The sequence below is a fragment of the Wolbachia endosymbiont (group B) of Xylocampa areola genome, assembly GCF_964028205.1.
Classification (GTDB): domain Bacteria; phylum Pseudomonadota; class Alphaproteobacteria; order Rickettsiales; family Anaplasmataceae; genus Wolbachia.
The window spans coordinates 1,071,444-1,083,791 of record NZ_OZ034771.1; the positions used below are offsets into that span (position 1 = coordinate 1,071,444).

The window sequence follows — 12,348 nt, forward strand, 5'->3', positions numbered from 1 at the left end:
TACCCCTACCTTTCTTTAAACCTAAGCCTTCCTTTTCACCACCTCATCTATCATCTCATTTACTTGGCTGATTATCTTGCTTGCTAAATTTTGACATTCTTTCTTTATTAACGATTTGTCTCTCTTCCTTATTTCTTCTATCTCTATTATTTTTAACTCTGGTAAATAACTCCCATTCAACATGTCTGCTATTTCTCCCACTAGCCCCTCTATTCCATAGCACGTCAGTTCTCTACTTTTTGTTATTCCTCCTTTTTCTCTCAAAAATTTACTTGCCTTTTCACTCTCTTTGCTATCACATAGGCAATACTTTTCACTTTCCCAGATGTAATACATTGGTGTTGCACCATACTTATTCAGTTGATTAACTTCAGCTCCTGCCTTTACTAGCTCTTTTATTATTTCAACTCCTGCTCCTCCTATTTTGCACGCAGAGTGCAGTGGCGTACATCCAGTAACATATTGAGTGGCATTTACTTCTGCTCCTTCTCTTAGCAGCACTTTTACATTTTCTAAGCTTTTCGCAAATACTGCACAGTGTAGTGGCGTATAACCATTTTTATCTCTTGCATTAACCTCTGCCCCTTTTTTTATTAATAATCTCACTGTTTTGTAATCAGAGATTTCTACTGCTTGATGCAAGATCGTCTCTCCTTCTTCATTTCTTTTATTAATATCGTTACTTGATACTTCTTTAAAAAACTTGCTAAAACTCATTTCATACCTCACAAAATTAGCTTTTCTAGCGCCAGACAAATTTCTTATATTTACCTGCTGCTATTCAAGTCATGTCCTTTTTAGCATGAGAAAGCAAGTCCTTTTCTTTTTATTTCATACACTTTTACCTATTATTAATATAATATATGAGGATCTAAATATAAGTACTTAACTTATTAGACATATTACTTGACTATTTTTCCAACTTCTGTGCAAATGTCTATGTTCGTGCCACTTCAGTACTCCTGGGTAAAATACTAAAATGTAATTTTCTAATTCGTGTATTGAGTCTTTTTGCTCTGAATCCAAATCATTTTTATAGTAAACGTTGTGTTCTGCCAAACCATATTTTGTAATCTTCTGATCTGTATAGTTTTCTATTTTGTAGTGGTGAGTAACGCTAAACCTTTCTAAAATTGGCTTGTGTTTTAAATTCCAACGTTGCCCTGAAAGTTTATCGTTTCCCAATACAAATTTATTTCCTTCTTCTTCTATTCTACCAACTGGAAAACAGCTATTTATTTCTCCTAATTTCCAGCTATCTGACAGTACAATCTGCGCTTTTGCAAATTTAATCGATGGTAATAAGCTTTGAGTTAGAGGATACAGGGCTTTTAAGTTATACCACTGATGACTTCTTTCATAAATGCCTTTGTAATCCTTTGTGTGAGGCTCTGTTTCCCCAAGCACTGCTACATTCAACCGATATATGTCATTACTAAATGCTTGTTCATAATGCTCTCTTAAATAGTTGTCTACAATCTCTACTAACGGACCTCTAGAACTGAAAAAATTTATTCTTCCAAACGATAACACTGGCCCATTTTTTTCAACTTTTATACCAGAGTAGTCTGATAACAAACTTCCAAATAAACTTTCATCTAAAATAAACCTATCAACGTTATAGTGATCATTGAAAATCCTCATTAGCCGCGATCTTGCTGGTAACGATAGTTTTGCAAGTTCTACTACTGCATCCACAAAAAAGTTATTTGGAACATCCCTTATCCCTATCTGCAGTTCAAAAAAATGTTTTCCAGGTGGCTCCTCAATGATTGTAATATCTTCTATATTTGCCCACTTTAGTGCTATTTTGAGTGATTCTGGGGTTCCTCTTAAACGCCGAAATTCTACCCCTTCTTTTATCGCTCTTCTTTTGTCTTTTGCCCAGCGTAGAATTTCTTCTAGGCCATATTCTTCGATTAACCAAGGTAATATTCTTTCTTCTAATCTAAATTTAAACCCTCTTATCCTGATTGGATCAACCCTATAATCTGTTGCATCTACTAGCGCTTTTTCTTGTTTTGTTGCATTTGGTGGCAGTAACATTAATTCAACTCAATCTTTAAATTTCTTAAGGCAGCACACTCATTCCCCAATACTACAACATCCTCTTTTGGCTCGATTAATTCTACGTTTTCTACACCATCTACAAATAAATTGGCTATTATCCATGATCTTGTAACATTCCATCCCAGCCTTCTATTTGCTTCAAACTTCTCAATAAACTGCTTCTTGATTTCCTCCTTCGATATTACAGGACTTATGCTCATTCTGCTGTGAATATCTATTTCCGTAATATTGCAACCAATTACTGTTATCGTATCTGTTAAAACCCTTATATCATCTCTAGTAACCTGCTTTTTTACAATTTCTAGTAGCTCTTCTGACACTATGCCAGTTGTGGATAATTGTGTTGATAAGATTGAAATTTGTACTTTCCCTGGTATAGTTGATTCCACTAGTGCATCTTTTACTCTACTATCTGCTGACAGTGCATGATATCGATAGTGTTCTTTGCTTCCACACGTGCTTGAGCCCACTATTTTTGCTTTTACCCTCTTTCTAAATCTTTCGTCCTCTTCTTCTTTTTGTCTTTCCACTCCATAAAACTCAGCCAAATTATCAAGATCTTCTCCCGTTGCAAATTTCAGTAAATTACCCTTTACAGCTTCGTTTATCCTTTGTCTGAGTAAAAGTTCTCGCCATGCTGCTACCTCCAGAATCTTTATCGCTGGATCACTTTCAACTAATGCTGTAAAACTTGCGTCACGCTTCACCAATTCTTCCCTCATCCGAGACAGAATTTCTTCGAAGTTCAGTGGCTCAATAATGTTAGGCTGCTCCATCTTTATACCACAACTCCATCAAAGCGAATATTTTTTCCACTTGGTAAGTACAATCCTTCTAGGTCAAACGTTACTTTTCCTTCTTTCACTTCTGTTATTTTTACTTTTTCTAACTTAAATCTTTTTTCCCATTTTTCCAGTGCTTCTGCTGTTGCTGCATAGATTTCCAAAGTTAAATCTCTATTTATTGGCTTATCTACTAATTCAAATAATCTTGACCCATAATCTCTCCTCATTACTCTGCTATTAATAGGGGTAGTTAAAATATCTACGACAGATTGCTTTAAGTGCTCTATTCCTTCCAATTCCTTTCCCGTGCTAGCATTCATGCCTCTCATTCTGCAAATACATTTTTGCTAACACCTATCACTTTAAAACTACACGATACCAAGTCTCCTGTTCTTGTTACTCCCATACCGTTCACAAATACGCTGTTTGACCCTTGCGTTAGTGTCTCCCCTATAGTCAAGATATCACCCCTACGACACACAGATCTACTATTTACAAATACGTCTTCACTTCCACTCATACAAACATGAACCGGTATTCCTGTACAATTATCCCCTACACAAACGATTGCTTTACCCATATGCTAGTTTAGATCTATTCTCCTTCCCTTAAGTTTTATTCTTTCTTTTGTCATTTCTATACTCGATTCTCCAGCTTTCAGTGTTATTTTATCTACTACTTCAATCTCTAAATGATGTTTATCTTTATCGTATGACAACTTTGTTCCATCTTGAAATGTTAAGCTACTCACCTCTTTTTTATTCTCTGATGCAGGGTATTTTTCCTGGTATATCCCTCCTAACACCACTCCTAACGATAATTCGCCAAGAGGAGAAAATATCATAACCTGTTCACCGATATCTGGTGGAGACCAATCTCTATCTTTTCCTGCTTTGCTCGTTATCCATGGTAAATAATCTGTTAAAAATTCTCCTATTTTAACTCTTACTTTTGCTTTTTCATAATCTATTTCTTTTACAACTCCTATACGAACAATGTTGGCCATTTTCCTCTGTAGTTCCGAAATTGCAAAATTATTTTCTAACATTTATTTCACCGATTTCTATTTTGTGTGGCATAAATTTTCCTTCTTTCCAAATAGATCGCCCTACGTGTATTGTATGCACCCATTCAACCATCCACACGAGATATGCATCTAATTCTGGCCTAAAATCATCTCCTCCTCCTGATATAAATTCTCCTGGTGAAACATTTTTCACGTTCCAAGTATTTTTATTTACTACTTTCGCAACCTCAGCAGCTAATGTTCTGACAATAAGAGAAGCATTTTCGATTGTGCTATCAATCACAATTCGTGCTTCAAATTTTGCTCTTAGCGCCAGCTCCTCTGTTCCTGGATCTTTTCCTTGCTCTAGACTTGATAATTCTATAAACACCGCTGGCGCTAATAATTCTTTTCTTATCGATGGATAAATTTCACAAGTTTGAATTGCTGATATTTCTTTCTTTAATGTAGTACAAATTGCATTATGCAAATCCTTCCAATTCATCATACTCTGCAGCTCAATTCACGTTTAAAAAATTTTGTAAAGACTTTCTCAACTTCATAATTAACAAGATTCCCTATTATTCTTGAAGCATCAGGTTCGAGTGGCAACTTAACTTCCTTTATTGGTAATGCTGCTCTTCCTTCACGTTTAAAAATACCGCTATTTCCTTTTGGCATAACTGCTGCAAATCCTCCTATAAACTCATGCTTTCCTACTTTCGATCCTCTTCTTGTTTTTTGTATTTTGCCAATTGTCGATGCTCTAATGTCATAGAGATTTGCTCTAATTGACACTTCTAATCTGCTAGTTTTCGCCTTAAAAATTCTTAATCTCTTTCTTATCAAACTTAATTTTATCTGCTTTTCCTCACTGATTTCCTTAGCTGCTTGCGCTTTTAACCATAGTGCCGTTTTGTTTAATGCCTTTACCGTTGCTAATTCTACTTTTCTTCTTTTAGCATTTACATTTTCTATTACCTCAACTTCTATATGAACAGACATTTTACACCCCAGACGCTTTTATTTTCCACGTTATTCCAGACTTGTCTCTAAGTGGCGGTGAGTGTACTTTATATCTTCGATCACCTATAACAAAAACATCTCCTACTATTGGCCTTAACACATCAAACGCACTTACTTCTAACGCTAAAGTTTCTTCCACAAATTGTCCTTCACCAATCTCGTATAATTTATCTGGCTGTTGCTTTAATACTTGTACCATGTATGACTTATCCTTTGATTTATACAAAGCCACTTCTCCTAAATGGGCAAAACAATCTTTTAGTAATCTCTTAATATTCTCTTGCATTCTTTCATAAGTATGCTAATAAGGTATATACTACTCTTGTGCCTCACCAACTTGTAGTTAATCTACCAGTATTGTTATGCTGCAACGACTTTTACTAATGTTCCTGGTCTGTGGCACACTGGCAGAGGATTTGACTGTGTATGTAAATCAGTTCCTCTATCAAACCTCCTTGGCTCTTGTTTTGCATATAGTGGCTGTCCAAGAGTATTTACTGTCTCATTAAAATCTGCTGGTGCAAAGTATGTTGTAAATGTGCTCGCTGTTCCTAGTGGAAAACAGTGCCCTGTATCTCTTTCTATAAATCTTCTTACTGTTCCTTCAGGATCAGTTGCTTGCCCTCTATATTCCTCAAATGTTATGCCACAGAAAGTAAATCCTGATCTCATATCGTTTCTCAGCGCTGCTCCTTCTTGCCATCTCTCGTATGCTTCTTTCACTTTACTATGCGAAGTTAGTGCATCAAAAAACTCAGGGCTTACCAAGGCATGAATTCCGGTCATATATTCGCCACTTAAGTTGTCTTCGATATGTCGCAATACCTCCAGACACTTACGCTTGACATCTGTTGTTGCTGTTCCAAGGGCAAAATTTACTACTTTTGGTGTGATTTCAAATTCGTTGTACAAATTTAATAATTCTGACCCGTCAGCATCAAGAATAATTCCCTTCAGCGCTCCCATTCGCAAATGCTCTAATGTTATTGCATGTTTGTTTCTCATTGATTGCAAATGATCAGTTATTACATCTGCAAGCGCTTTAAGTTCACTCTCTGATCCAAATGCCCTTATTCCTTGTACTTCTTCTGGCAGCACTACATCATCATGCGGAATGTGCGGAATCGTAAACGTTCTTACCTTTCTTTTTCCTCTTTTTCCTACTGTTGCTGGTGCTCCTGGTATTTGTGTTGGTAATAAACTTAATACTCCGTTGTGTTCTTCTATGGTAATATGTCTAAATCTTACTGACCTACTTGGAAACAAATTTAAATTTTCAACTCGTCCATAATTTATCGGCAATATATTCATCGCATTTGTTAGTGCCGTCATGCTAAATGCTGTATTTGTAAATGGATTTTGCATTCTTTTTCTCCTTATTAATTTTAGTTAAACTCCCTTGCGGATAATGATCCCTCGTCCTTCAAGTTGCTTTATTGCTGCAGCTTTCTGCTCTTCAGTGATATTTGCTGGCCATACAACTGCATGATCTGCTAGCATTGCTATACGCGTAATGATTACTGCTTTGGTGTTTTCCGTTGCGTTTATATCGCTTGTTATCACACCTATTGCTGTTTGTGTACCATCTGTGGCAGTTGGATTTATTATCTTAATCATGTTATCTTTATCGAGAGCCACTACTGTACCAAGTTTTAGATTTTGTCCCTTTGCTACTGTTATCTGATCTCTTGAATATAGACTTGACACCTCATACTTTAATAGGTCACCAAGATTATTTTGTTCGCTTATACAACTCATAAAATTTCCTCATTTATTTTCCCCTTTAGTTTTACCGCCATGTTTATAATTGTTGTACGCGGCAGTTATAAAAAAACTTAAATACTTGATTGTGCTCTAGCTTTAGCTACTTGTATCATCAAATCTTCTCCTGAATTCTGTGGTATTGCACTCAGTATCTCTGTCTTCTTTGTTCTCTCTGCAAGTAATTCCATTAAAACTTCCCTAGCTTGCTCAACACTTACACTTTGCTCAATAAATTCTCCTATCTTTTCTGGCATCTTCGATAAATTACATAAACGTATTAATTCAAGAACTTCAGTACGATACTTGGTTAAATTATCAGTTTCTAGGTCATTTGTAGTTTGTTCATTCATAGTAATACTCCTGTTTTTATTAATAGATGAAAGAATTGTCATTCCGTCTGCAAGGCCTATTTCTATTGCTCTCTCGCCAAAATATAGCCCTGCTTCTGTATTTTTTATTGCTTGTACAGAAAGTCCTCTGTTACGTGCTATAAGTTCAGTCAGAATTTCATATAAGCGATTTACTTCCTCCTCTAAACTTTTTAAGCTTTCTGAACTTATCGGCTCATGTGGATTTAAATCATTCTTTCTCTTGCCTGTAAAAATAGTTGTGTATTTTATTCCACATTTTTCATCAAACCCACTTTGATCTATATGACTTGCTATTACTCCTATACTCCCAACTCCTGAAGTGCGGGTGAGAAAAATCTTTTCAGCGCTAGAAGCTATAGCATATGCAGCAGAGTACGCATCATCGTTTGCTATTGCCACAATTCTCTTTTTTGCTCTTGCACTGTAGATAAAATCAGCTAAGTCGAAAATACCGTTTACTTCTCCTCCGGGACTATCTATGTCCAGTAAAATAGTCTCTATACTACTATCTTCTAATGCTTGCTTTACTTGTACTTCTATTTGCTCATATGATGTCATCCCGAGCATTTCATCAAACGCACCCGGTTTTTTAGTTAAAATTCCATGAATTGGTATAATTGCAGTTCTTTCTACGTTACTTTTGATGGAGTGATTTTTGAAAATTGGCTGTTTTTCTTTGTATAGCGATAGTAGCTCAAAACTCCTTGGTTCAAGCATTAATGGCTTTCCTAGCAATATCATAACCCTTTGCAATCAGAGTCAAACATTAAATTGAGACTATTTGCACGCTTTTGATCTTCTGCTATTTCTTGGTCAATTTCTTCTACATCGTAACCCATTTCTGATACTACTTCTGAGCGACTCTTGAAGCCATTTCTTACTGCCATTTGCTGTGCTTGCTGGTCTTTCAGTGGATCTACCCAATCAAATCCCTGTGGTATCCATTTTACTTCTTCTTTCGCTGCTTTTACTACTTTTTCATCTATACTCAGTTCTCCACAAAGTACTGCTAACTCTAGCCATTTACTCCATACTGGTCTGCAAAATTGAAATACCATAATGTTATGTTGCAGCATAGCACATCGACGACGAAACTCTATTAATCCTGCTCGAATGGATGAATAATTAACACCTGTTAAATCTCCTGTTAGCTGCTCATATGTTATTCCTGTACCTATTGCTATTGCCCTCAGTTGCTGTCTCATGAATGCTTCATAACTTCCTCCTACATCAGATGGTTCTGAAAATTTTATGTCCTCTCCTGGGTCTAAAAGTTGCATAGTTCCAGGTTCTAGGCCAGATAGTGCTACTCCTTGCTCATTACTTTCACCTTCTCCCATGATATTTGCCTCAGGGTCAAGTCTCGTAATAAACCCTGCAAACATCGCTGCTGTCTTTTTTCTTACTAATTCTGCATCATCGTATTGATCAAGCTCATAAAGCTTCAGCAGTATATTAGAAAGCCAAGGTTCCCCTCTAATCTGACCAGGTCTTAATGGTCTATAAATATGTAAAACATCATTTGCTGGCACTCTCACTGATTCTCCAAACGTACTTTCACCAGGGTGTTCTTTAAATAGGTAATATGCCTCTCTTTGCCCAAGCCTGTTAAACTCAATGCCATTACGGATTATGTTACCATTTGCTAAAGTTTGATTTGTTTTATTATCTAAATGTTCAGACTCAAGTACTTGCAGTTGTAGCGGTACAGAAAATCTATCCTCTAGCTTTCTCGTTCTTAAACGTACAAAACATTCTCCTCCCTCTATCATACTTCTGCATATCAGAGCTTGTAATCCATAAAAATCACTTACTCCGCTACTGTCTGCTTCATCTGTCCATTTTAGCCATAATTCTTGCACCTTCTTTCGAAATTCTCCATCTCTTGCTTTTGATTGTGGTTTTATTCCTGTTCCAATAGAGTTACTTACTATCGTATCAATTATATTTGCAGCGTAAGGATTTTTTCTCACCATATCACGTGATCTACTACGTAAAGTTTCAAGGTTTTGAGACAGCAAATTGTTTATACTTCCTAACTCTGGTTGAAAGTGAAAAAATCTTCTTCCTGAACCTGATGCATCCCACGCTGAACTTTTGATTTTTGGCTTACTAAATAGTTGTTTGAATGATTTGAGTAGCATTACTTCTCCTTATCTGAAATTTTTGATAACTCAGCCTCTAGCTCTTCTACTGTTGGTAAAGCTGTCTTTATATTCTCTGGTAGACTTTCAGTTATTCGGTATTCTGCTAGTCCTATTGGTTTTGTCATATCTTTTAGAGTGTATTTTGCTAGTACATCATTTTTAGATTTACATAAAATCAACCCTACAGATGGTTGATCTGTCTCGTGTTTTAGCAAGTCATCTACTGCTGAAAGGTAGAAATTCATTTTACCGGCGTATTCTGGTTTAAACTTATTATCTTTCAATTCAATTACTATAAAACAACGTAATTTTAGATGGTAGAATAATAGATCGACAAAGAAGTCTTCATCACCAACATCTAAATGAAATTGCCTACCTACAAATGCAAATCCTTCCCCTAGCTCAAGCAAAAACTTCTCTACATGGCCTACAAGACCTTTTTCTACTTCTCTTTCATGAGCGTCATCTCCTATACTCAAAAAATCAAAAATATATGGATCTTTTAATGTATAATGTGCTAAATCTGACTGGGGAGAAGGTAACTTATCTTTGAAGTTAGTAACAGCTTTTCCTTGACGTTTGTGCAATTCACGTTCGATTTGCATCACCATTATACTACGTGACCAACCGTGCTCTATAGCTTTTTGAAAATAAAATAGTCTTTCTTTTGGATCTTTTACTTTATCTAAAATAACTACAATATGAAACCAAGGCAATTGTGCAGCAACCTGCTGCGTAAATTCAGTATCTTGATATTCTGCAGCAAATTGACGCATATAAGTAAGATTCCTAGCACTAAATCCCTTCATTTCTGGAAATGCGCTTCTCAAATCCTTACTTAGCTGATCTATGATTTTAGCACCCCAACCATGTTCTTTTTGGCGCCTTAAGATCTCTGTACCAATATAGTGATAAAGCACAATGAGTTTGCTATTTACTGCTAGTGCTGCTTTATAACGACTAGTAGCAATCTGTTCTTTGAGCTGCTCTAAAAATTCTGTATATTCTTTTGCTATAATTTTTGTCATATGGGTCCTTTTAACGATTTTTATCATTATATGATCCCTTTACTCGTTGAAAAAACAATCTTTCTCTTCGGTTTCATTCCAACAATCTTTAGCTCAGCTTTAATACGTTGTCTTAAGTTTAGTAAATCATTTATCTGAACTTCAGCATATCTCACTACATGGTCACCATATGCAATTGATACTACTCGCTCTCCGTTTTGCAGCTTCTTTATCGCTTCTTCGACTTGAACTAAATACTCTTCGTTATACATTTTCCAGCCACTTACTCTGTCTTACTTTCTTAGGTTTTTTACTTTCTATTTTTCCACTTAAACTATTCCATTTACTCTCTGGCCAACGATCAATCCCAAGTGCTATTGATGCTGCTCTTGCGTAAATTCGGCAATCTAGTACTTCATTTCTTTCTCTTACCTTTTGCCACTCTTGTTTGGTGTATCCTTTCACCACTTTGCTGACTAATTGCTCTGCCGTTAGCTGCTTAAAATATTCAGGTGCATACTCAGGAAAATGACAATATCCAGGTAGAGCTTTTCCTTCTTCTTCTTTTAAAATATTAAGTAATTGAAAAAGCTCTGACTTTAATATCGATACTCCTACTGGCCAGAGCTTTATTCCTCTTTTTAGCTTTTGACCACCAACTGTTATATCTACTCTACTTGGGCTGCTAAGTGGCACTAGTGCTTTATTTACACCTTTGACTGCCATTACTCTTCCAGAGCCTTGATGGCCTCTTACCCAATTGTATACTTCTTGTGTTGCATACCCTGCATCAACCGCCATCATGCTTATCATGTATTCAAGCCCATTTTCACCGATAAAATGATGATTGAGTAACTCTGAAAGCTTTCCCCATACTTCTCCTCTTCCAGTATCACCTTCAAATACTCGGTAGTCTATTGACCAACTTTCGCGGCTTTTTCCCCATGCTACAACTTCTACTTCTAAACGATCTTTTTGGACATCTACTCCTGCTGTGAGAACTACTTAGCCTTTTGGTACTGTGCCAATCTGAAAAAATTCTCTTCTGTTAAATAATTGCTTCCAGTCTGGTACTTCTCCTTTATCTACCCAAGTTTCTCCAAGCGTAGTATTTATCCAAACTTTCAGTAATTGTTCACTTTCTTTTGCATGCAGAAAATCCTCTACTGCTTGTTGCCAGCTATACCAGCCAACTGGACTATAAAGACTTGAAAGGTGAAATCCTTTTTTCTCACCTTTTACTCTATTAGTAGGTCTCCATTCTCCACGCTCAAGCATCTCTGTCTTTTGATGATTTTCTATTTTGCCGCTACATTCAGTGCAGACATAATGTGCTGTTTTTGAATCATTATTCTCCCATTTTATTTGTGACCATTTTAATATTTGGTAATAATTACAATGCGGACATGGTACAAAAAAATATCTCTTATCTGTTGCTTCAAATTCTTTCTCAATTCTGCTTATTCCATGAATCGTTGGCGTTGATACTAAAAAAATCTTTCGCCGTGCAAATGTATTAGTACGGGCTATGCTGAGTAAAACTGGATCTCCTTCACCTCCCGAATCTCCTGGATAGGCATCTATCTCATCAAGAAAGAGATATTTTACTGGCATGGACCTGAGACCTACACTGCTATTTGCTCCGGTTATTACTACTATTCCACCTGGAAATTCCTTACTTTGTACAGTATTGCCTGAATCTCTTGATCTTGGGTCTTTTACTTTACTTTTTAAACATGGTGTACTTTCAATCAGTGGCGCAAATCTTCCTTTTGACCAACGCTTTCCCATTTCAACTGTAGGCTGTACTACCAACATTGGACCAGGAGTCTGATCTATGATGTAGCCTATCCAATTGTTACCAGCTTCTGTTCCTCCAATCTGCGCTCCTTTCATGAATTGGAGTAAAGAAGAACGTCTTGCTTATGATCAAGCTAAAAAACGTACCGATGATTATTTATCTAGTCTTGAAGAAAAACTTCATGAAGGCATCCAAATCGGCCATCAAAAAGGTAAAATTGAAGGTATAGCAGAGGGTGAACAACAGGCTAAAATAGCTGTGGCCAAAAATCTACTTAGTGCTGGAGTCTCTACTGACATCATATCACAAACCACAGGTCTTTCTCTTGATGAGATCAAACAGTTACAGGCAGAAAAGATCACATAGTCCCC

General features: G+C 36.4%; 16 protein-coding genes and 1 pseudogene. 1 reads left to right on the plus strand and 16 read right to left on the minus strand.

Annotated elements, in window-relative coordinates:
• Window positions 1-21: 21 nt before the first annotated feature.
• The 16 genes and pseudogenes from ABWU35_RS05195 to ABWU35_RS05270 form a co-directional block, all read right to left on the minus strand.
• Window positions 22-717: an ankyrin repeat domain-containing protein gene (locus ABWU35_RS05195; RefSeq protein ID WP_265028112.1), complete on the minus strand. Its 696-nt coding sequence runs from the start codon at window positions 715-717 to the stop codon at window positions 22-24.
• 168 nt (window positions 718-885) lie between these two features.
• Window positions 886-2,046, minus strand: a complete 1,161-nt coding sequence (locus ABWU35_RS05200; protein WP_019236496.1) for a phage tail protein — start codon at window positions 2,044-2,046, stop codon at window positions 886-888.
• Window positions 2,046-2,846, minus strand: coding sequence for a baseplate J/gp47 family protein (locus ABWU35_RS05205; protein ID WP_019236497.1), 801 nt, complete (start codon window positions 2,844-2,846; stop codon window positions 2,046-2,048). Before ABWU35_RS05205 ends, ABWU35_RS05200 begins: the two co-directional genes overlap by 1 nt.
• Before the next feature lie 2 nt (window positions 2,847-2,848).
• Window positions 2,849-3,184 carry a GPW/gp25 family protein gene (locus tag ABWU35_RS05210; protein WP_264377328.1) on the minus strand — a complete coding sequence of 112 codons (336 nt, stop codon included), beginning with the start codon at window positions 3,182-3,184 and terminating at the stop codon, window positions 2,849-2,851.
• Window positions 3,181-3,435: a PAAR domain-containing protein gene (locus ABWU35_RS05215; protein WP_015587734.1), complete on the minus strand. Its 255-nt coding sequence runs from the start codon at window positions 3,433-3,435 to the stop codon at window positions 3,181-3,183. The genes ABWU35_RS05210 and ABWU35_RS05215 overlap by 4 nt, the downstream gene beginning before the upstream one ends.
• A 3-nt stretch (window positions 3,436-3,438) precedes the next feature.
• Window positions 3,439-3,903 carry a phage baseplate assembly protein V gene (locus tag ABWU35_RS05220; RefSeq protein WP_264685667.1) on the minus strand — a complete coding sequence of 155 codons (465 nt, stop codon included), beginning with the start codon at window positions 3,901-3,903 and terminating at the stop codon, window positions 3,439-3,441.
• Window positions 3,890-4,366: a hypothetical protein gene (locus tag ABWU35_RS05225; protein ID WP_041581447.1), complete on the minus strand. Its 477-nt coding sequence runs from the start codon at window positions 4,364-4,366 to the stop codon at window positions 3,890-3,892. The genes ABWU35_RS05220 and ABWU35_RS05225 overlap by 14 nt, the downstream gene beginning before the upstream one ends.
• Window positions 4,366-4,866: a phage tail protein gene (locus ABWU35_RS05230; protein ID WP_265014497.1), complete on the minus strand. Its 501-nt coding sequence runs from the start codon at window positions 4,864-4,866 to the stop codon at window positions 4,366-4,368. Before ABWU35_RS05230 ends, ABWU35_RS05225 begins: the two co-directional genes overlap by 1 nt.
• A gap of 1 nt (window position 4,867) precedes the next feature.
• On the minus strand, window positions 4,868-5,173 hold the full coding sequence (locus ABWU35_RS05235; protein WP_214303342.1) for a hypothetical protein: 306 nt from the start codon (window positions 5,171-5,173) through the stop codon (window positions 4,868-4,870).
• Between the two features lie 74 nt (window positions 5,174-5,247).
• Entirely contained in the window at window positions 5,248-6,252 is a 1,005-nt protein-coding gene (locus ABWU35_RS05240) for a major capsid protein (RefSeq protein WP_264685424.1), read from the minus strand.
• A gap of 24 nt (window positions 6,253-6,276) precedes the next feature.
• The gene (locus ABWU35_RS05245) at window positions 6,277-6,645 is read right to left on the minus strand and encodes a head decoration protein (protein WP_265028109.1); all 369 of its coding nucleotides are present in this window, start codon (window positions 6,643-6,645) and stop codon (window positions 6,277-6,279) included.
• A gap of 77 nt (window positions 6,646-6,722) precedes the next feature.
• Complete coding sequence (locus ABWU35_RS05250) at window positions 6,723-7,763, minus strand: S49 family peptidase (RefSeq protein ID WP_265028108.1); 1,041 nt, start codon at window positions 7,761-7,763, stop codon at window positions 6,723-6,725.
• A complete protein-coding gene (locus ABWU35_RS05255; protein ID WP_353275926.1) occupies window positions 7,760-9,166 on the minus strand; it encodes a phage portal protein in 1,407 nt (468 codons plus the stop codon). Before ABWU35_RS05255 ends, ABWU35_RS05250 begins: the two co-directional genes overlap by 4 nt.
• Window positions 9,166-10,197, minus strand: coding sequence for a YhcG family protein (locus tag ABWU35_RS05260; RefSeq protein WP_214303338.1), 1,032 nt, complete (start codon window positions 10,195-10,197; stop codon window positions 9,166-9,168). The genes ABWU35_RS05255 and ABWU35_RS05260 overlap by 1 nt, the downstream gene beginning before the upstream one ends.
• A gap of 26 nt (window positions 10,198-10,223) precedes the next feature.
• A complete protein-coding gene (locus ABWU35_RS05265; protein WP_007302777.1) occupies window positions 10,224-10,448 on the minus strand; it encodes a gpW family head-tail joining protein in 225 nt (74 codons plus the stop codon).
• Window positions 10,441-12,075 (minus strand): annotated as a pseudogene (locus ABWU35_RS05270) (phage terminase large subunit family protein); the annotation flags it as partial. The gene ABWU35_RS05265 and the pseudogene ABWU35_RS05270, both read right to left, overlap by 8 nt.
• On the opposite strand from ABWU35_RS05270, the gene ABWU35_RS05275 reads away from it, so the two are divergent.
• Window positions 12,071-12,343, plus strand: coding sequence for a hypothetical protein (locus ABWU35_RS05275; protein ID WP_019236979.1), 273 nt, complete (start codon window positions 12,071-12,073; stop codon window positions 12,341-12,343). The pseudogene ABWU35_RS05270 and the gene ABWU35_RS05275 sit on opposite strands and share 5 nt — an antisense overlap.
• Window positions 12,344-12,348 lie beyond the last annotated feature (5 nt).

Coding starts and splice junctions, on each gene's coding strand:
- ABWU35_RS05195 (WP_265028112.1), bottom strand. CDS start 717: ATGAGTTTTAGCAAGTTTTTTAAAGAAGTATCAAGTAACGATATTAAT.
- ABWU35_RS05200 (WP_019236496.1), bottom strand. CDS start 2,046: ATGTTACTGCCACCAAATGCAACAAAACAAGAAAAAGCGCTAGTAGAT.
- ABWU35_RS05205 (WP_019236497.1), bottom strand. CDS start 2,846: ATGGAGCAGCCTAACATTATTGAGCCACTGAACTTCGAAGAAATTCTG.
- ABWU35_RS05210 (WP_264377328.1), bottom strand. CDS start 3,184: ATGAGAGGCATGAATGCTAGCACGGGAAAGGAATTGGAAGGAATAGAG.
- ABWU35_RS05215 (WP_015587734.1), bottom strand. CDS start 3,435: ATGGGTAAAGCAATCGTTTGTGTAGGGGATAATTGTACAGGAATACCG.
- ABWU35_RS05220 (WP_264685667.1), bottom strand. CDS start 3,903: ATGTTAGAAAATAATTTTGCAATTTCGGAACTACAGAGGAAAATGGCC.
- ABWU35_RS05225 (WP_041581447.1), bottom strand. CDS start 4,366: ATGAATTGGAAGGATTTGCATAATGCAATTTGTACTACATTAAAGAAA.
- ABWU35_RS05230 (WP_265014497.1), bottom strand. CDS start 4,866: ATGTCTGTTCATATAGAAGTTGAGGTAATAGAAAATGTAAATGCTAAA.
- ABWU35_RS05235 (WP_214303342.1), bottom strand. CDS start 5,173: ATGCAAGAGAATATTAAGAGATTACTAAAAGATTGTTTTGCCCATTTA.
- ABWU35_RS05240 (WP_264685424.1), bottom strand. CDS start 6,252: ATGCAAAATCCATTTACAAATACAGCATTTAGCATGACGGCACTAACA.
- ABWU35_RS05245 (WP_265028109.1), bottom strand. CDS start 6,645: ATGAGTTGTATAAGCGAACAAAATAATCTTGGTGACCTATTAAAGTAT.
- ABWU35_RS05250 (WP_265028108.1), bottom strand. CDS start 7,763: ATGATATTGCTAGGAAAGCCATTAATGCTTGAACCAAGGAGTTTTGAG.
- ABWU35_RS05255 (WP_353275926.1), bottom strand. CDS start 9,166: ATGCTACTCAAATCATTCAAACAACTATTTAGTAAGCCAAAAATCAAA.
- ABWU35_RS05260 (WP_214303338.1), bottom strand. CDS start 10,197: ATGACAAAAATTATAGCAAAAGAATATACAGAATTTTTAGAGCAGCTC.
- ABWU35_RS05265 (WP_007302777.1), bottom strand. CDS start 10,448: ATGTATAACGAAGAGTATTTAGTTCAAGTCGAAGAAGCGATAAAGAAG.
- ABWU35_RS05275 (WP_019236979.1), top strand. CDS start 12,071: ATGAATTGGAGTAAAGAAGAACGTCTTGCTTATGATCAAGCTAAAAAA.